Below are 17113 nucleotides of genomic sequence, written 5' to 3'. Positions count from 1 at the left end.
TTCACCCCTGGAAACCCCAACTCCTGGAGGCACTACCGTGCTTACCGTCCCGAACTCCCAGCGCCGGCGCTGGATCGTGCTCCCGCTGCTCGGCTCCGCCGCACTGGCCACCACCGCCCTGGTCTCCACCGCGCCCGCCAACGCCGCCCCGGCCAACGCCGGAGCAGCCACCACCTGGGTCCGCTCCTGCGCCGTGCCGAGCGCCGTCGGCCAGATGGCCTGCGACGCGCTGCGGGTCACCAACGCCACCGAGCACGTCAACGCCTTAGGCGTGACCCGCGACGCCACCCCCTCCGGCTTCGGCCCGAGCGACCTGCTCAGCGCCTACAACCTGCCCGCCAACGGCGGCGCCGGCGAGACCGTGGCCCTGATCGACGCCTACAACGACCCCAAGGCCGGCGCCGACATGGCCGTCTACCGCAGCCAGTACGGGCTGCCCGCGTGCACCGCCGCCGGCGGCTGCTTCCAGCAGGTCAGCCAGACCGGCACCAGCACGCTGCCGAAGAACAACAAGGGCTGGGCGGGCGAGGAGTCGCTGGACCTGGACATGGTCTCGGCGATAGCCCCCAACGCCCACATCATCCTGGTCGAGGCCAAGTCCGCGAGCACCGCCAACCTCGGCGCCGCCGTCAACGAGGCGGTCAAGCTCGGCGCGAAGTTCGTCTCCAACAGCTACGGCGGATCCGAGTCCAGCTCCGACCCGACCTACGACACCAAGTACTACGACCACCCGGGCGTGGCCGTCACCGCCAGCTCCGGCGACGGCGGCTACGGCGTCGAGTACCCGGCCGCCTCCCAGTACGTCACCGCGGTCGGCGGCACCTCGCTCAAGACCGCCTCCAGCACCCGCGGTTGGACCGAGTCGGTCTGGTCCACCTCGTCCACCGAGGGCGCCGGCTCCGGCTGCTCCGCCTACGACGCCAAGCCCAGCTGGCAGAAGGACACCGGCTGCGCCAAGCGGACCGTGGCCGACGTCTCCGCGGTCGCCGACCCGGCCACCGGGGTCGCGGTCTACGAGACCTACGGCGCCACCGGCTGGGAGGTCTACGGCGGCACCAGCGTCGCCTCCCCGCTCATCGCCTCCGTCTTCGCGGACGCCGGCGCCCCGACGGTGAGCTACCCGGCGGCGGACCTGTACGCCGACCCCTCCGCCCTGAACGACGTCACCAAGGGCAAGACCGCCACCTGCACCCCGGCCTACCTCTGCACCGCCGAGGTCGGCTACGACGGCCCCACCGGGCTCGGCACCCCGGACGGGCTCGCCGCCTTCACCGGCTGACGTCCCGGACGCCCCGGGTGGGCCCCGGCCACCGTCAGCGACGCAGGGCCCACCCGGAACCGCGGACCGCGCCGAACCTCCCCGTGGCGCACCGCCTGGACGAGCACAAGAGGAGCAGACAGATGGTGAATCCGACTTCACTGGAATCGCCGTTACTGCCGGACGACGCCGTCCCCCGCTGCCCGCCGCTGACCACGGCGGAGCTGTCCGAGGCCGACGCGGGGACCATGGCCGGCATGTTCAAGGCCCTGGCCGACCCGGTCCGGCTGCGGCTGTTCTCCAAGATCGCCTCCCATGCGAGCGCGGAGGCGTGCGTGTACGACATCCAGGACGTCGGGGTCTCCCAGCCCACCGTCAGCCACCACCTGAAGAAGCTGCGCGAGGCCGGCCTGCTCTCCAGCGAACGGCGCGGGACCTGGGTCTACTACCGCGTCGAGCCCCGGGTGCTGGAGGCGATGTCCGCGCTGCTGGCCAGCTCCCGCTGACCGGGGACGTCCGGGACATCCGAACGGGGGCCTGCCCGGCGTCCCGGGCAGCCGTCGGCGGGCCCGGACCCGGCCCGACCGCGCCATCCTCGCAGCTCTGCTGCACCTGCTGCACCTGCTGCACCAGCTGCCGCGAGAGAAGCCGTACCGCCTCCAGCTCCCGGGATGGGGAAGAGACCCGGCCGTCCACGTCGCCCCCGCGAAGAACCGGGCCGGGTTCGGGGCCACCGGGTACGCCTCGCAGGATCCGCGGTGCCGCCCGGTCCGGGCGTGTTCGCCAAGCGGGTGCTGAGCGGGGCCTGGTGGAGAACGACGGCGGATGGATGCGTGTTCACCGGATCCGCACCGTGGCCGAGTCGCACCGCGACCGCAGGGCTGGTTCGGCGACTGCGGGATCGAGCCGTCGGTCGCCTGCGTCACCATCGGGGCCCTCGTGTTGACAGCGAAGTCAGTTGAGTAGTCTCTGGACACCGAGCCAAGAGCGGGTACCGGAAATCAAGGGCCAATATGAAGCGGCCCTGGACGGTCGTCGGCGGGCTCCCGTCGACCGTCACGTCATCAAAGGGGGAATACCGATGGGAAACCGGATCCGGCGCGCCGCCGTCTCCGCCGCCGCGGCCATGGCGGCACTCGGGCTGGTCGCCACCGCTGCACCGCAGGCCGGCGCGGCCACAGCGCCGCAGCGGGCAACGGCGGGACGGCAGATCGGCACTTGGTGGGCCTGGGAGAGCGTTCCCAAGACCGTGCACCGGGGCAGCACGCTCACCATCACCTACTGGTACAAGGAGAACACCAGCGAGTGGGTGGCCCCCCTCAGCTGGGGCATGGGTCTGCAGCGGAACGCGACGCCGACCCACGCCGGCACCTGGACCACCACCGGGGTCGTCGTCACCTGGCTCGACCCGGCCACCGGCCGCTGGGAGAAGCCGACCATCGACAAGGCCAACCATCTGTTCGAGTTCATCTCCCCGGACGGACACTGGGCGCCGAAGCTGGCGCCGAACCAGTTCGGCCACATCACCGTCCGGATCGCCTTCACCTCGGCAGCGCCCCTCGGTCAGTGGCGGGAGGAGGGCGGCATCGCGAGCTACCAGCTCTACAACCGCTCCGGCCAGCCGACCTCCGACTGGCTGATGCCGTACCAGGTCCTTCGTCCGTTCACCCTGGTCCGCTAGCGCCACCACCGGCCGTCCGGCCGGGCCCGCCGCCGCCTCGGCGTCCCGCCGACGCGGCGGAGGGGCGGAAGACGGGGCAGAGGCGGCGCTGGTGCCAGATCAGCGTCCGGTCCAGGAGTTCGTGTCGGCAGGTCTGGATCCGGCCTTCCAGGGCCGTGAACTCCGAGTCACGCTCGCGGATCGGGTGCCGGGCCTTGGTGCCGACTTCGTCGAGACCCGTGAAGAGGTTGCGTCCGAACCGGACGATGCAGTCGGCGCAGGTGGAATCCCCTCCACCACTTCCCAGGCCCCGACCGAGCCCTGGCGCCCCTGCGGGAGAGGGCCGCGGCCCGTGCCGTGGTGTGAACGCTCACCCGGCGGGCCCTTGCTGACGGTTCGTTGCACGGGGCTTGACCACTTGACACGGCGCAGTCAAGCTCACTGCATGGCTACCGACTGGTAATCCACCCCCACGGCAGCCCACGTCCTCTGCAGATCGGGGAGACCCATGCGCACCATTCTCGCGAGCGCGGCCACTGCGGCTCTGGCCTGCGCCCTGACCCTGGTACCGGCGGCCGTCGGCGGCGCGGCCGCCCTGGCCGCACCGCGACCGGACAGCACCACCCCCGCACCCGCGCCCGGCTCCGTCGTCCCCGACCAGGACCCCTTCTACACCGCGCCCGCCGACATCGGCTCCTACCAGCCGGGCCAGATCGTCGGCAGCCGCCCGGTGCCGAACGTCACCATCGAGGGCGTGCCCGTCCCGCTCGACGCCTGGCAGATCTCCTACCGCACCAACGACTCCAACAACCAGCCGGAGATGGCCGTCACCACCCTGGTCGTCCCGCAGACCGCCTGGACCGGGCACGGCGCACGGCCCGCGGTCTCGCTCCAGGCGCCCGAGGACAGCCTGGGTACCCAGTGCGCCCCCTCATATGTGCTGGCCACCGGTCAGGACGTCGAGGAGGTCGGCCTGGCGGCCGAACTGCTGCTCGCCAACTGGGCGGTGGCCTTCCCCGACTTCGAGGGGCCCAAGTCGGTGTTCATGGCCGGTCCGCAGGCCGGCCACGCGGTGCTGGACGGCATCCGCGCCGTCAAGAACTTCGACACCGACGGTGTCGGCCCGGCCAACCCCTGGGCCGTGGACGGCTACTCGGGCGGCGCCGAGGCCACCGGCTGGGCCACCCAGCTGCAGCCCGGCTACGCCCCGGACGTGCCGCTGGTCGGCGCGGCCATCGGCGGCACCCCCGCCGACCCGGCCGCGGTGGCCCAGTTCATGGACGGCGGCCTGTTCTCCGGCTTCGAGTTCGCCGCCGCCGAGGGGATCGCCACCGAGTTCCCCCAGGCAGGCATCCAGGCCCTGCTCAACTCCCGTGGCGTGCAGGACTTCGCCACCATCGACGGGGAGTGCGAGACCACCATCCTCGCCCAGTTCCCCTTCCGGAGCCTGAACCAGGACACCACCGTCAGCGACCCGCTGGACGTTCCCTCGGTCGCGGCCGTGCTCCAGCAGAACGCCCTCGGCGCGACCGCCCCCGCGACACCCGTCTACGACTACCACGCGGACACCGACGAGATCGTCCCGGTCGGCCAGGACAACACCCTGGTGGACAACTGGTGCCGGCAGGGCGCCACGGTCCAGGAGGTCCGCGACCTGATCGGCGAGCACTCGGAGGAGGCCGTGGCCCGCGAGACCTCGGTCCAGCTGTTCCTGGCTGCGCGCTTCGCCGGAACCACCCCGACCAGCACCTGCTGAACTGCGCCGCGCGGCACGGCCCCTGGCTCCGGTCACGGGCCGCGTCGCGGGGCTCCGGGTGGCCGAGCCGTTCGAACCGTCGGACGGCGACGAGCTCACAGCCAGGTCCGGAACCCCCGGGCGACTCGGTCAGGGCCGCTCGGCGCGTCGGGCGCCGCGGTGCCGGGCCGACTCCCCCAGGGCGATGTCGACGAGCATGTCCTCCTGGCCGCCCACGAGGCCGCGCCGACCGGCCTCCAGCAGCAGGGTGCGGGCATCGACACCGTGGGTGCGGGACAGGGTCTCGGCGTGCCGCAGGAAGCTGGAGTAGACCCCGGCATAGCCGAGGCTGAGGGTTTCGCGGTCGACCCTGACCGGCCGGTCGTGCAGCGGCCGGACGAGATCGTCGGCGGCGTCCTGGAGGGCGTGCAGGTCGCAGCCGTGTTCCCAGCCTTCGAGCGTTGCGACGCCGATGAACGCCTCGATCGGACAGTTGCCCGCCCCCGCACCGTGTCCGGCGAGCGAGGCGTCGACACGGGTGGCTCCGGCCTCGGCTGCGGTGATGGAGTTCGCGACCGCCAGGGAGAGGTTCTCGTGCGCGTGGATCCCGATCTCGGTGGCCGGGTCGAGAACCTCGCGGTAGGCGCGGACCCGCTGGCGCACCGCGTTCATGGTGAGGTGGCCGGCCGAGTCCGTGACATAGACGCAGTGCGCTCCGTAGGACTCCATCAGTGCGGCCTGCCGTGCCAGTTCGGGCGCCGGGGCCATGTGGCTCATCATCAGGAATCCCGACACGTCCATGCCGAGCTCGCGCGCGGTGGCGATGTGCTGGGCCGCGACGTCAGCCTCCGTGCAGTGGGTGGCGACGCGCACCGAGCGCACGCCCAGTCGGAACGCCTGCTGGAGTTCCCTGACGGTGCCGATGCCGGGCAGCAGGAGCGTGGTCAGTCTGGCCTGGGTGAGGCTGCCCGCGACGGCCTCGATCCACTCCCAGTCGGTGTTGCTGCCGGGACCGTAGTTCAGGCTGCTGCCGGCGAGCCCGTCGCCGTGTGCCACCTCGATCGCGTCGACGCCCGCGGCGTCGAGTGCGGCCGCGATCCGGGACGCGGTCCCGGGCCGGAGGCGATGGCGGACGGCGTGCATGCCGTCCCGCAGGGTGACGTCCTGGATGAACAGTCGCTTGGTCATTTCGCCACCTCGAACAGCTGCGCCGCGATTCGCTCGCCGACGCGCAGGGCCGCCGAGGTCATGATGTCGAGATTGCCCGCGTAGGCCGGAAGGTAGTGGCCCGCGCCCTCCACCTCCAGCAGGACGGCGACCTGGTGGGTGGCCCGGCTCCGGCCGATCAGCGTGTGCGGATGGTCGGTGACGGGGGTGATCTGTACCGGCTGCTTGAGGCGGTAGCCGGGGACATAGGCCGCGACCTGCGCGACCATCTGCTCGACGGAGGTGACGATCTGCCGGCGGACGCTCGGGTCCGGGGCGTCCACGAGGCACAGGACGGTGTCGCGCATGATCAGCGGCGGCTCGGCGGGGTTGAGCACGATGATCGCCTTGCCCCGCCGTGCGCCGCCGACCGATTCGATCGCGGCGGCGGTGGTCTCGGTGAACTCGTCGATATTGGCCCGGGTGCCGGGACCGGCGGACTTCGAGGCGATCGAGGCGACGATCTCCGCGTACGGCACGGGTGCCGTCTGCGCGATCGCTGCCACCACGGGGATCGTGGCCTGGCCACCGCAGGTGACCATGTTGACGTCCGGTGCGTCCAGGTGGGTTTCCAGGTTCACTGCCGGGACGACGAAGGGGCCCACCGCGGCCGGGGTGAGGTCGATCAGTCGCTTGGCGTGCGGTGCGAGGGCGCGGGCGTTGGCCCGGTGGGCCTTGGCCGACGTGGCGTCGAAGACGACCTTGATCTCGTCGAAGCCGGGCATGGCGATGAGCCCCGCGACGCCCTCGGCGGTCGTCGGCACGCCGAGGCGTCTGGCCCGGGCCAGACCGTCGGAGTCGGGGTCGATCCCGACCATCGCCCCGATCTCCAGCTGCTCGCCCAGCCGCAGTATTTTGACCATCAGGTCGGTGCCGATGTTGCCCGAGCCGATCACGGCGGCCCTGGTCCTGGGTCGTGTGGCCCCGTTCATTCAGCGTCTCCTTGCGAAGTCGGGTACTGCGGTGCCTGCGTGAACGTCGCGCTGACCTCGCCGAGGCCGCTGATCTCAGCGCGGAAGCCGTCGCCGGGAACAACGGGAACCATCGGGCCCAGTGCGCCGGAGAGCACGATCTCCCCGGCCCTCAGCGGCCGGCCGTAGCGGTGTGCGGTCCCGGCCAGCCAGGCCACGGCGGACAGGGGATTGCCCAGGCAGGCCGCGCCTGTGCCCCGTGAGACGACCTGTTGCCCGCGCCACATCGTCATCGTGCAGTCGGCCAGGTCGAGGCCGTCGGGTTCGCGGCGCTGCGCGCCGAGGACGAACAGTCCCGAGGAGGCGTTGTCCGCGACGGTGTCCACGATGTCGATGTCCCAGTCGGCGATCCGGCTGTCGACGATCTCCAGCGCGGCGACGACGTACGCGGTGGCGGCGACGACCTCGGCCTCCGTGACGGTGGCGGCCGGCAGGTCCCGTGCCAGGACGAAGGCGATCTCCGCCTCGATTCTGGGCTGCAGCGTTCTGGCGACATCGATGAGCGCGCCGTCCGCGCTCTGCATGGTGTCCAGGAGCACGCCGAAGTCAGGCTGGTCCACGCCCAGTTGGGCGCGCACGGCCGGGTTGGTCAGACCGATCTTGCGGCCGACGACCCGGGCTCCCGCCGCCGTGCCGGCCTGGACCCACGCGGCCTGGACAGCGTAGGCCGCGTCGATGTCGTCCGCGGGCAGCAGGTCCCGCACCGGAGAGCCGGGCCGGCGCCGGGCCCGGGCCTCGGTGAGCTGCCGCAGCGCCTCGGCGGTGCCGAGGTCGCGCGTGCTGGAATGCGGCGACATGTCAGTCCACCTCGAAGGTCGTGCCGATGCCCATGCCGGTGATCCATTGCGGCACCGGCTCATAGCTGGTCCAGATCAGTGGACCGCCGACGGCTGCCTGCCCGATCAGCCAGGTCCGCACCTCGTGTCCACCGCTCCCGGCCTGCTCTTCGAGACCGAGGTCGCCCAGGGCCACGACCGGTTCCGGGTCCGCGGTGCCGAGCTGCTTGAGGAACCAGGTGTCCCACAGGAGGTTGACGTGGGCGGTGGGGTCACCGCCCATCGCGCGGATCCTGGGCTCCCGCACCGCGTCGTAGGCGTGCGGGTCCCTGCGCCCGTGGATCAGCATGGTGCGCCGCTCCTCCACCAGCGAGGGGTCGCGCGGGTCGTTGGAGGGCAGCCAGTGCGACAGTCCGCCGCTGGCGATGACCAGGACCCGCCCGGGGTACGGCGCAGCGCGCAGGGCTGCGCCCAGCGCCGTACCCAGTTCGACGCAGCGCTCCATGCTCGGCAGTGGTGGTGCGGCGGTGTTGACGATCAGCGGTACCAGCGGGATCCCGGCCGTGCCGCAGACCATGTCGTAGCTCTGCGCCAGGCCGTGGTCGGCGGTCAGCGCGTAGGAGAGCGACAGATCGAATCCGGCCCGGGCGAGCCCGTCGTGGACCGACCAGGCCAGCTCGGTGGCGACCGGCAGCGGACCGGACCTGCTGTCGAAGTCCCCGAAACCGGTCACCTGCTCGACCCCGAGGACGAACGGCGGCATCGCGTCGTAGAAGTTGGCGTGGAAGTGGTCGGGGCCGATGACGACGACGGCGTCCGGGGCCAACCGGGCCACGGTACGGGCGACCCGATCGGCGTCGGCCATGAACCGGCCGCCCGGCTGCTCGGCTCCCTGTGGCGGCGTCATGGTGGCGAACGGGGAGTGGGACATGCCGACCAGGCCGATGATCTCGCTCATGCCGTCTCCGCCTCTGCGAGCAGGAAGTCCCGGTGGACGCGGAGGTACTCCTCGGGCTTCTCCCACTGCGGCCAGTGGCCGGCGTCCTCGATGACGTGCAGCCGGGCACGGGGCAGCCACTTGAGGAGCAGCTCGGCCTCGTCGAGTCCGCCGGTGGGGTCGTTGTCGGTCCACAGCAGCAGCGTGGGTGCGGTGATCCGGCCGACCCAGGCCGGATCCCAGGCGAAGTCCTTGCGCACCTCGGGGTCCTGCAGGACGAGGGTGTTGGTGATGGCCTGCACGAAGCCGGGGCGGCTGTAGACCGTGCGGCGCAGCCCGACCAGCTCGTCGGTCACCATCTCCTTGTGGTGGAACAGGAACTCCACGCGGCGGCGCACCGTGTCGTCACTCGGGTCCAGGACCGCGGCCATGGTGCTCTGCCGCAGTCGGACCATCACCTCGGGCTTGTTGGCGATGTTCCCCGGGGTGTTGAGTACCAGCCGGTTCACCCGGCCCGGGTGGTGCGCCGCCGTCCAGGCGGCCACCCAGCCGCCCAGTGACTCCCCCGACAGGTGCGCGGCGTCGATGTCCAGGGCGTCCATCAGGCCGAGCAGGTGGTCGGAGAGCACATCGGTGGTGTAGGGCCGGTCGGGCAGGTCGGACCAGCCGTGGCCGACCATGTCGTAGAGGGTGACCCGGAAGTCCGCGGCCAGACCGGCGATGTCGCGGGCGTAGGCTTCGAGGTGTCCGCCGGTGCCGTGCAGCAGGACCAGGTCCGGGCCGGTGGACCCGGCCCGCAGGACGCGGGTGCGGACCCCGCCGACGTCGACGTGGCGCAGCTCGTGCTCGACGTCCGCGAGCTCGCCCCAGATGCTCGTGTGCGCGGGCAGGTCGCTCATGCTGGGCTCTCCTCAGCTGTGGATCCGTAGGGTTGCGGGTGGTGCTGCCGTTCGTCCTCACCGAAGCGGGCACGGGCCTCTTCGACGGTCGCCAGGCCGGCGCTCTGGCGTCGGCCGACCCCCAGCAGGCCGAGCAGGCGCGAGTTCTCGATGGTCAGGAACTCCACCGGGTGCTCGGTGGAGTCGTTGTAGTGGCGGTGCCAGGTCCACGGCGGGGTGTAGACGAAGTCGCCGGCGGACCAGGACGCGGTCTCGTCCTCGACCTCGCTGTGGCCCTCGCCCGCGATGACGAAGTGGACCGTCTCGTGGTGGTGGCGCTGCATGTCGGAGCTGAGGCCCGGCGGGATCGACTGCCGGAAGATCTCGAACGTGGCGGTCGGCAGCTTGCCCGCGATGGACAGTGTCGTCGGGTTGTGCACCTGCCCCGCCGGAAGCGGCTCCAACTCGCCTGCGGTCACCACGATCGGGCGTGCGCTGCTCGGCCGAACGGTGTCGGATATCGCGCCGAGGAACTCGGCCATGGAGAATTCGGGTCCGGATTGCGCCATCAGATGGTCTCCGTTCGTCCGCCGTCTACTGTGATCACTGTGCCGTTGACGTAGCCTGCGGCCTCGGAGGCCAGGAATGCCACCACGGACGCGATCTCCTCGGGGCGCCCGGCCCGGCCGGCCGGAACGGCCGCGGCGTCCGCGGCGTCCAGCTCGGCGTAGTCGGTCCCTGCCTGCCGGGCGCGGCTCTCCAGAATCTGCCTGCGGCGCTCGGTGGCGGTCGCGCCCGGTGCCACGCAGTTGACCGTCACGCCCTCGGCCGCGAACTCCCGCGAGAGGAGCTTGGCCGCCGCGTTGACCGCGGACCGCAGGACGACGGAGGCGGCGAGGTCGGGCTGCGGCTGACGGACGGCCGAGGACGTCACGAACAGGACGCGGCCGAAGCCCCGCTCGGCCATCCGGGGCAGGACCAGCCGGGACAGCCGCAACGGTCCGAGCAGCAGCAGTTCGTAGGCCTGTTGCCACTGGTCGTCGCTGACGTCCAGGATCCGGCCGGGCGGCGGCCCACCCGCGTTGAGCACCAGGATGTCGAGCGCGCCGTGGCGCTCCTCGACCCAGGCGACCGCGGCTGCGGCGCTCTGCGGCGCTGACACGTCGTTGACCAGCGCGTCGACCACGGATCCGGTGCTTTCCCGCAGTGCGGACGCGGCCGCGTGGAGCGGACCGGCCCGGCGGCCGGTGACGACCACCCGGTGTCCTGAAAGCGCCAGGTGCTCGGCTGCGGCGTAGCCGATGCCCGCACTGCCTCCGCCGACGAGAGCGGTTCGCTTGCTGATGTCTGCCTCCGCATGGTTCCGTGCCTCGCGTGGTGCTCGGCGGCCTCGCGTGATGGTCCGCGACGGGTCTAGCCTGACCCCATGGACCCCCGGAGCCAACGATGAGTCCCGCAGAGCGGGACAGTGACCGTGCCCAGGGCAGCCTCAGCGGGCTGGACCGCGCGGCGGCCATCCTGGGCGCCTTCGACGCCGAGCACCGGGAGTTGACCCTCGCGGCCCTGGTGGACCGCTGCGGCCTGCCGCGCTCGACCACACACCGGACGGCCGACCGGATGATCCGCCTCGGCTGGCTGGACAAGCCCAGGGACCGCTACCGCATCGGCAACCGGCTGTTCGAGCTGTCCGGCCTGGCGCCGATCCGGCACGAACTGCGCGAGTCCGTACTGCCGTTCCTGCAGGACCTGCACAACGCGACCAGGACGACGGTGCAGCTCGGCGTCCTGAAGGGAACACAGGTTCTGGTCGTCGAGAAGATCACCGGGCACCGGCCGATGCCGATGCTCTCCCAAGTCGGCGGCAGCGTCCCGGCCTACTGCTCGGCCCTGGGCCGTGCGATTCTCGCCTACAGCGACACCGGGACCGTCGAGGCGGTCCTGGGCGCCGACCTGCCGGCCAGGACGCCGCGCACCCTCACCAGCCCGGTCGCGGTCATGCGCGAGCTGACCGCGATCCCGTCCCGGGGCTGGGCGGTCGAACGCGAGGAGGGCAACATCGGCGTCAGCTGCGTGGGCGCCCCGATCTTCGGACCGCTCGGCGAGGTGGTGGCGGCCCTGTCGGTGACCGGCCCGACCGGCCTGGTGCGCGCGGACCGGATCGGTCCGGCGGTCCGGCTCGCCGCGGCGGCCGCGTCCCGGGCCTACTCGCACCGACGCTGACCCGCACCGAACAGGCCCGGTCCCGGTGAGCGGGACGGATGCTTGCACTGCGCGCCCCCGGCACCAATGCTGTGATCCCTGGCATACCGACGACCTGTCGGTGCGGCGACCTGAGGAGACGACGATGACTCTCGGTGGTGGCTACCTGCTGCCCTCGCGTGAGGGACACGCGATCGCAGCGATCGGGCTCGGCATCACGCTGAAGGCGGACGGCGCGTCCACCCACGACGCCTATTCGCTGTTCGAGTACACGGTTCCGGCCGGGGTGGACGGGCCTCCCCCGCACCTCCACACCCGCGAGGACGAGTCGTTCATCTGCCTGGCCGGGCGGCTCGATGTCCGCCTCGGCGACGAGGACTTCGTCCTTGAGCACGGGGACTACCTCTTCCTGCCCCGCGACGTGGTGCACGCGTTCCGCAACCCGTACGGGGAGGAGTCGCGGGTCATCTCGGTGGTCTCGCCCGCCGGCCTGGAGAAGTACTACCAGGCGCTGGCGGACATGCCCCCGGGCCCGAAGGACATCTCGCTGATGAAGAAGATCATGGCCGAGTTCGGCATCGAGCTCCAACTCCCGCCCGAGGTCGGCTGACCATGCGGATCGCCATCATCGGTGCCGGCGTCGCCGGCCTCACCACCGCGAAGGTGCTCGCCCAGGCCGGGCACGAGATCCAGGTGTTCGACCGGACGCCCGATGTCGGAGGCGTGTGGAGCCGGACCCGGCGCTACCCGGGAGTGACGACCCAGAGCCCGAAGGTCCAGTACTCGCTCTCGGACTTCCCCATGCCCAGGGAGTACCCCGAGTGGCCCAGCGGCGAGCAGGTCCAGGCCTACCTGGCCGCCTACGCCGCGGCGTTCGGTCTCGACCGCACGCTCCGGCTGAGCACCGAGGTGACCGCCGCGCGCCCACGCGTCGGCACCGGCGCCGACAGCGGCTGGACGATCGAGGCAACGGACAGCGCGGGCAGACACTCCACCGAGGACTTCGACCGACTCGTCGTGGCGAACGGCGTGTTCTGCGAACCGGCCGTCCCCTCCTACCCCGGCTCGGCGGAGTTCACCGCGGCGGGCGGGCGGCTGTGCGCGGCCACCGAGTTCCACGACGCCCAGGAGGCCCGGGGCCGACACGTCCTGGTCGTGGGCTACGGAAAGTCCGCCTGCGACGTGGCCGTTGCCATCAGCCCGGTGTCCGACACCACTGACGTGATCGCGCGGCAGCTGCTGTGGAAGGTGCCACGCAGGATCGGCGGCCTCCTCAACTTCAAGATGCTGCTGCTGACCCGCATGGGTGAAGCACTCTTCCGCTACCGGCGGCTGCGCGGGCTGGAGAAGTTCCTGCACGGCCCGGGCAACGGCCTGCGCCGCAGCATGCTCGACTCCATCGGGACCGTGTCGGTGCGCCAGTTCGGCCTCGACCGACTCGCCCTCGTCCCCCGCGGCAGCATGGAGGGCATTGTCCGAGGCGCCATCGGGCTCGCCACCGAGGGCTTCTTCGAAGGAGTCGCCGACGGCAGCATCGGGGTGCACCGGGACCAGACGATCACCCGCCTGCTCACCCGCGACGGCAAGCCCTTCGCCGAGCTCGCGGACGGCACCCTGCTCCCGGCCGACCTCGTCGTGTGCGCGACCGGCTTCACCCAGGCAGTGCCGTTCCTCTCCGCGGAAGTGCAGCAGCGGTTGCTGGACGAGCGCGGAAACTTCATGCTCTACCGCCAGATCATGCCCGTCGACCTCCCGGGGCTGTACTTCAACGGCTACAACTCGTCGTTCTTCAGCCCGCTCAACGCCGAGCTGGCAGCCCTGTGGATCGCGGCGGCGATCGCCGGTGCGATCCGGCTGCCGGGCACGGAGACCGTACGCCAGGCAGTCATCGATCAGTTGGCGTTCCTGGACGCCGCGACCGACCGGCACCACTGCAGGGGCACGAAGATCATCCCGTTCTCGATGCACAACGCCGACGAGGTGCTGGGCGACCTCGACCTCAACATCAACGTCCTGGTGCGCGCCTCGCACTGGCTCAACCCGATCAACCCGGCGGCCTACCGCCGCCTCACTCCGGCCCTGCTGCGCAAGCTCCCGGCCAACCCGTCCGCCCCCGACTCCGGCCCCGCCCCCGGCCCGACGGTGCCTCACCTGCCCCACACTCTCGACGAAGGGGCCGGCGCGCCCGCGTAACCCCGCTCTGCTCCGGGACGGCTGCGGGGAGCCGGCAGCACATCCTGCCCGGCTTGTCGCTGCTGCCGTCCTCTTCGCTCACCGGTCCCTACTGCGCGGTCGGTGTGGGTCTCGCCCAGGGGACGGACCAGGGCCCGGAGCACAGCCTGCTCCGGGGAGCGGTGAACCCTGCCGATCTCCTGCCAGCCCCAGGCCCGGAAGACGTCGATGGCCGCGCGGTCGGACCGGTCGAGCAGGGTGGCGGCGAGCGACGCCGGGCATTTGGCCAGGAGGTGGTCCTGGAGCCGGTCGGCCAGGCCGAGGTGCCGCTCATGCGGGTGGACCACCATCCCGGCAACGGCGAACACATGCCCGGAGGCCGTGAGTTGCTCGATGTTCTGTGGGAGGTCCCCGTCGAAGCCCTCCCACCATGAACCGTCGCGAGCCACCGGATAGCCGTAGGCGCATCCCACCAGAGTGGTCGCCTCCGCGATCAGCATGGTCAGCCCGGGTCGCTGGACGTCCTCGGCCAACCGTCCCAGGAACTCCTCCCGGCCCTCGAACTCCTCTCCGGCCGAGGTGTCGTAGGACTCCACGTGCAAATCCGCCAGGTCCTCCCGCAGTTCCTCCACCTGCCACCGGTTCAGCCGACGCAGGATCACCCGGTCCACGGTGAAGGGCCCGCCTCCCTCCGGAACCCGCCCCGGTCCGGGCTCTGGCATCACCGGACACCGGCCGTCAGGACAGGGGCGGCTGCGCCCGCTCGGCGTACCACCCGGTGACGGGGAGCCGCCGACTGCAACTGCCGGGGGCTCGTGGCCGCGTCGACCGGTCGGCCCGAGAGGAGGCAGTCGGTGCCGGTGAGGGCGAGCAGCCGTGCCACGGCCGCACTCGGATGGCTCAGACGCAAGCCGCCCCCCGCGGCGAAGGCCTGCTGCGAGGCGTCGATCAGGACACCCAGCCCGTGGCAGTCGCAGAAGGCGACGGCGGTGAGGTCGACGTCGATGGTGCTCATGCCCTCGCGCAGGCACTGTTCCAGCACCGTGCGCAGCCGGGGCGCCGAGTCGAGGTCGATCTCTCCGACCAGGGCGATCAGCGCCAGGTCGTGGGTGTCGCGGCGGTAGTGGTCCAGTCTGTGCGGGATGGGCATGGCCCCTCGGTTCCCAGGACCGCCCCCGGCAGCGCCCCACGGTGCGGCGCCGGTCTCCCGGCCCCTCCTGGCGCGCTCCCGTTGCGGTCGTGCTTGCGGGTCGGCAGGCGAAGGGCCGGTCCGGTGACCCGCGTTGCGAGCCCTCGGCCCCAGCCGATTCCCCTCAGGGATGCGCTGGGCGATCGGACGGATCATCCGCTCCCCGCGCGCATCTGCGTCACATGGCAACTCACCGCCGGGGTCTGGGGCGTCCAGTACGCAGCATAGTCCTCGCATCGATCCGACAGTTGGCTGCCGGGCAGCCGATTCTCGCCGCCTCGGGGGTTGCTACGGCCGTCGGAGCGGCCGGGCACGAAGGCTCAGGGGACCGATGAGGGGCGCGACTGCAACCGACTGTCGACGGTATCCCCCTCGATGACCTCGGGCAGCAATTCGGCGGGTCCGTGTCCCAGCCGTTCCTCCACGGTCAGACCACCCCACACCCCGTACGGTTCGTGGGTGTCCAGCGCGAACCGCAGGCACGGTTCCCGGACCGCGCAGCGCTCGCAGACCGTCTTCGCTGCCTGATCACGCGCCTCGTACTCGGCCCCTCGCTCCCCGGGCGGATGGAAGAAGATCCGGGCGTCGACCTCGCGGCAGGCGGCGTCGACCTGCCACTCCCAGTTGCGCTGCAGCGCTCTCGGCAGGCGAGGCGCCATCGGAAGCCGGGGTGCTCTCCTCATCGCACTGCTGCCTCAACTCTCTGTAGCCCCTGAGCTCCGTTGAAGGCGAAGGATGATCCGTGGCGGGCCCGGCCGGTGGGTGCGCGACGCCACTTCACCGAGCCGCAGGTTGCGCATGCCCTGCATCCGCTGAGCGAATCCGCGCCGGTGTCGTGGCCGGCACCGGACCGGACATGCGTGTCAAAGAGACCCGCCCGGTCGGCAGCACCGTCCGGTCATTTCCGTCCGCCGTCGAGCGGGTCGCGCAGTACTGGCCAGATTTCGCTGTTTGCCCCTGGCGTGGCGGGTAGGAGCGATTTGAGAAGCAGGGAATCATGACGCGTCCCGGTCGGTTCGGCCGCGGTCGACCAGTAATGACAGGGAAGAGGAAAATCGCATGTACATAGGTTTCGGAACAGTGGTAATCATTGTCATAATCGTGGCCATCGTCATGTTCCTGCGGCGCCGCTGACGGCGCAGCAGTCCGCACTTCCTCGATTCGCTCGCCTCGTCGGCGGGCTGAATTTCGCGCACGGCGCGGGGAAGCACTTTCCGGCATTCCGTGGCGGACCCGCGCAGCAGCCGAATGGGCCTGGAAGGCATGGGGAAACGGATCCGCCGAATGTCGTTCGCATGATTTCTGTGGACGCTCCTTCGCTCACGTCGACCGCACCGGGGACGAGATCAGGAGCTCCCCGGAGATTCGATGAGGACAAGCACTTCGGTGATGACAGCTACCACCAGGAGCTCGGCGGCCACTACCGAACCCAAGCTCTCTGAGCAGTGGGGTGGGCGAGGGGCGGCGGTGGGAACGGATCGCGATCCGTTCCCACCGCCGCCCCTCGCCCACGCCCTGCCGGGCGCTCAAAGCACCACGCCGGACGTCGTCAACGGTCTTGGGAAAGCGGCAGGTTGTGTGTCGGGCACCGGGACCGACGGCGTCTGCGGTGCTTCGCTCAGAGCCTCGACGTGCCTGGCCGGTGGCAGCATGTGGTCCTCCCACCAGGACAGTCCCATGACGGCACCGAGCAGGATGAAGGGGAGCAGAGCGGGGATGATCAGCGCGTACATGAGTAACGCCTGTCGTCGAACCGGTGCGACGCCGGCAGGCAGCAGGATCATGCCCACAGTGTGCGCATCGAGGCCGCGCCAGGATCGCGTGTCGACGGCGAGTGCGGGAACAGGCCCCGAGTGCGAGGGGAGTCCAGCACGGATGCGCAGCGTGCGCCTCCCGAGGGAGGCGATGGCTTGCAACGCTGCCGGGGACCAGGGCCGCACTGCAGACGCTAGACCTCCCGAGGACGCCTGAACAGTCGTCAGCAAGCCATCCGTCATCGGTCCCCGCAGCGTTCGAGCGCACGGGCCGTGCCGCCCCGTCCGGGTCGCTCCTCGTCGAGCAGGTGCGTCGGGGCAGGGCGGGGGCGGTTCCGCCTTGCGCCGGGTGGCGCGTACCGGCCGGCCGCCGGCCCC

At 71.3% G+C, this 17113-nt stretch carries 18 protein-coding genes; 7 read left to right on the top strand and 11 right to left on the bottom strand.

Features of this window, described 5'->3' with window-relative positions:
• Positions 1 to 37: 37 nt before the first annotated feature.
• The 4 genes from BS75_RS40215 to BS75_RS40200 all read left to right on the top strand — a co-directional run bounded on the left by BS75_RS40215 (position 38) and on the right by BS75_RS40200 (position 4674).
• Entirely contained in the window at positions 38 to 1279 is a 1242-nt protein-coding gene (locus BS75_RS40215; RefSeq protein WP_231608042.1) for a S53 family peptidase, read from the top strand.
• Positions 1280 to 1401: 122 nt separating this feature from the next.
• On the top strand, positions 1402 to 1764 hold the full coding sequence (locus tag BS75_RS40210) for an ArsR/SmtB family transcription factor (protein ID WP_034091741.1): 363 nt from the start codon (positions 1402 to 1404) through the stop codon (positions 1762 to 1764).
• A gap of 575 nt (positions 1765 to 2339) precedes the next feature.
• Positions 2340 to 2939, top strand: coding sequence for a hypothetical protein (locus BS75_RS40205; protein WP_034091740.1), 600 nt, complete (start codon positions 2340 to 2342; stop codon positions 2937 to 2939).
• Positions 2940 to 3426: 487 nt separating this feature from the next.
• The gene (locus BS75_RS40200; RefSeq protein ID WP_042439256.1) at positions 3427 to 4674 is read left to right on the top strand and encodes a lipase family protein; all 1248 of its coding nucleotides are present in this window, start codon (positions 3427 to 3429) and stop codon (positions 4672 to 4674) included.
• A gap of 129 nt (positions 4675 to 4803) precedes the next feature.
• Here BS75_RS40200 and dmpG read toward each other — a convergent pair whose 3' ends face one another.
• Genes dmpG through BS75_RS40165 form a run of 7 tightly spaced genes read right to left on the bottom strand, consistent with a single transcriptional unit; the run spans position 4804 to position 10766 of the window.
• Positions 4804 to 5841, bottom strand: a complete 1038-nt coding sequence (gene dmpG, locus BS75_RS40195) for a 4-hydroxy-2-oxovalerate aldolase (RefSeq protein WP_034091739.1) — start codon at positions 5839 to 5841, stop codon at positions 4804 to 4806.
• Positions 5838 to 6791 (bottom strand): acetaldehyde dehydrogenase (acetylating), encoded by a 954-nt coding sequence (locus tag BS75_RS40190; protein ID WP_034091738.1) that lies wholly within the window; start codon positions 6789 to 6791, stop codon positions 5838 to 5840. The genes dmpG and BS75_RS40190 overlap by 4 nt, the downstream gene beginning before the upstream one ends.
• The gene (locus BS75_RS40185) at positions 6788 to 7627 is read right to left on the bottom strand and encodes a 2-keto-4-pentenoate hydratase (protein ID WP_052070353.1); all 840 of its coding nucleotides are present in this window, start codon (positions 7625 to 7627) and stop codon (positions 6788 to 6790) included. Before BS75_RS40185 ends, BS75_RS40190 begins: the two co-directional genes overlap by 4 nt.
• Before the next feature lies 1 nt (position 7628).
• Positions 7629 to 8564 (bottom strand): DODA-type extradiol aromatic ring-opening family dioxygenase, encoded by a 936-nt coding sequence (locus BS75_RS40180; protein WP_034091737.1) that lies wholly within the window; start codon positions 8562 to 8564, stop codon positions 7629 to 7631.
• The gene (locus BS75_RS40175) at positions 8561 to 9442 is read right to left on the bottom strand and encodes an alpha/beta fold hydrolase (RefSeq protein ID WP_034091736.1); all 882 of its coding nucleotides are present in this window, start codon (positions 9440 to 9442) and stop codon (positions 8561 to 8563) included. Before BS75_RS40175 ends, BS75_RS40180 begins: the two co-directional genes overlap by 4 nt.
• Entirely contained in the window at positions 9439 to 9990 is a 552-nt protein-coding gene (locus BS75_RS40170) for a cupin domain-containing protein (RefSeq protein WP_042439252.1), read from the bottom strand. The genes BS75_RS40175 and BS75_RS40170 overlap by 4 nt, the downstream gene beginning before the upstream one ends.
• Positions 9990 to 10766, bottom strand: coding sequence for an SDR family oxidoreductase (locus BS75_RS40165; RefSeq protein WP_034094760.1), 777 nt, complete (start codon positions 10764 to 10766; stop codon positions 9990 to 9992). The genes BS75_RS40170 and BS75_RS40165 overlap by 1 nt, the downstream gene beginning before the upstream one ends.
• Before the next feature lie 101 nt (positions 10767 to 10867).
• Between BS75_RS40165 and BS75_RS40160 the strand changes: the two genes are divergently transcribed.
• The 3 genes from BS75_RS40160 to BS75_RS40150 all read left to right on the top strand — a co-directional run bounded on the left by BS75_RS40160 (position 10868) and on the right by BS75_RS40150 (position 13813).
• A complete protein-coding gene (locus BS75_RS40160) occupies positions 10868 to 11641 on the top strand; it encodes an IclR family transcriptional regulator (protein WP_034091735.1) in 774 nt (257 codons plus the stop codon).
• Between the two features lie 124 nt (positions 11642 to 11765).
• Complete coding sequence (locus tag BS75_RS40155; RefSeq protein ID WP_231608041.1) at positions 11766 to 12230, top strand: cupin domain-containing protein; 465 nt, start codon at positions 11766 to 11768, stop codon at positions 12228 to 12230.
• A gap of 2 nt (positions 12231 to 12232) precedes the next feature.
• A complete protein-coding gene (locus BS75_RS40150) occupies positions 12233 to 13813 on the top strand; it encodes a flavin-containing monooxygenase (RefSeq protein ID WP_042439250.1) in 1581 nt (526 codons plus the stop codon).
• Here the strand turns inward: BS75_RS40150 and BS75_RS49700 are convergent.
• The 4 genes from BS75_RS49700 to BS75_RS40130 form a co-directional block, all read right to left on the bottom strand.
• Positions 13768 to 14454, bottom strand: coding sequence for a GNAT family N-acetyltransferase (locus BS75_RS49700; protein ID WP_197092011.1), 687 nt, complete (start codon positions 14452 to 14454; stop codon positions 13768 to 13770). The genes BS75_RS40150 and BS75_RS49700 overlap by 46 nt on opposite strands.
• A 59-nt stretch (positions 14455 to 14513) precedes the next feature.
• A complete protein-coding gene (locus BS75_RS40140) occupies positions 14514 to 14942 on the bottom strand; it encodes an STAS domain-containing protein (RefSeq protein WP_063771539.1) in 429 nt (142 codons plus the stop codon).
• 359 nt (positions 14943 to 15301) lie between these two features.
• Positions 15302 to 15640 carry a WhiB family transcriptional regulator gene (locus tag BS75_RS40135; RefSeq protein ID WP_063771538.1) on the bottom strand — a complete coding sequence of 113 codons (339 nt, stop codon included), beginning with the start codon at positions 15638 to 15640 and terminating at the stop codon, positions 15302 to 15304.
• Positions 15641 to 16507: 867 nt separating this feature from the next.
• The gene (locus tag BS75_RS40130; RefSeq protein WP_152646050.1) at positions 16508 to 16765 is read right to left on the bottom strand and encodes a hypothetical protein; all 258 of its coding nucleotides are present in this window, start codon (positions 16763 to 16765) and stop codon (positions 16508 to 16510) included.
• Positions 16766 to 17113: the final 348 nt, after the last annotated feature.

Source organism: Streptacidiphilus albus JL83 (assembly GCF_000744705.1).
Lineage (GTDB): Bacteria > Actinomycetota > Actinomycetes > Streptomycetales > Streptomycetaceae > Streptacidiphilus > Streptacidiphilus albus.
This window is presented reverse-complemented; position numbering and strand designations above follow the sequence as displayed.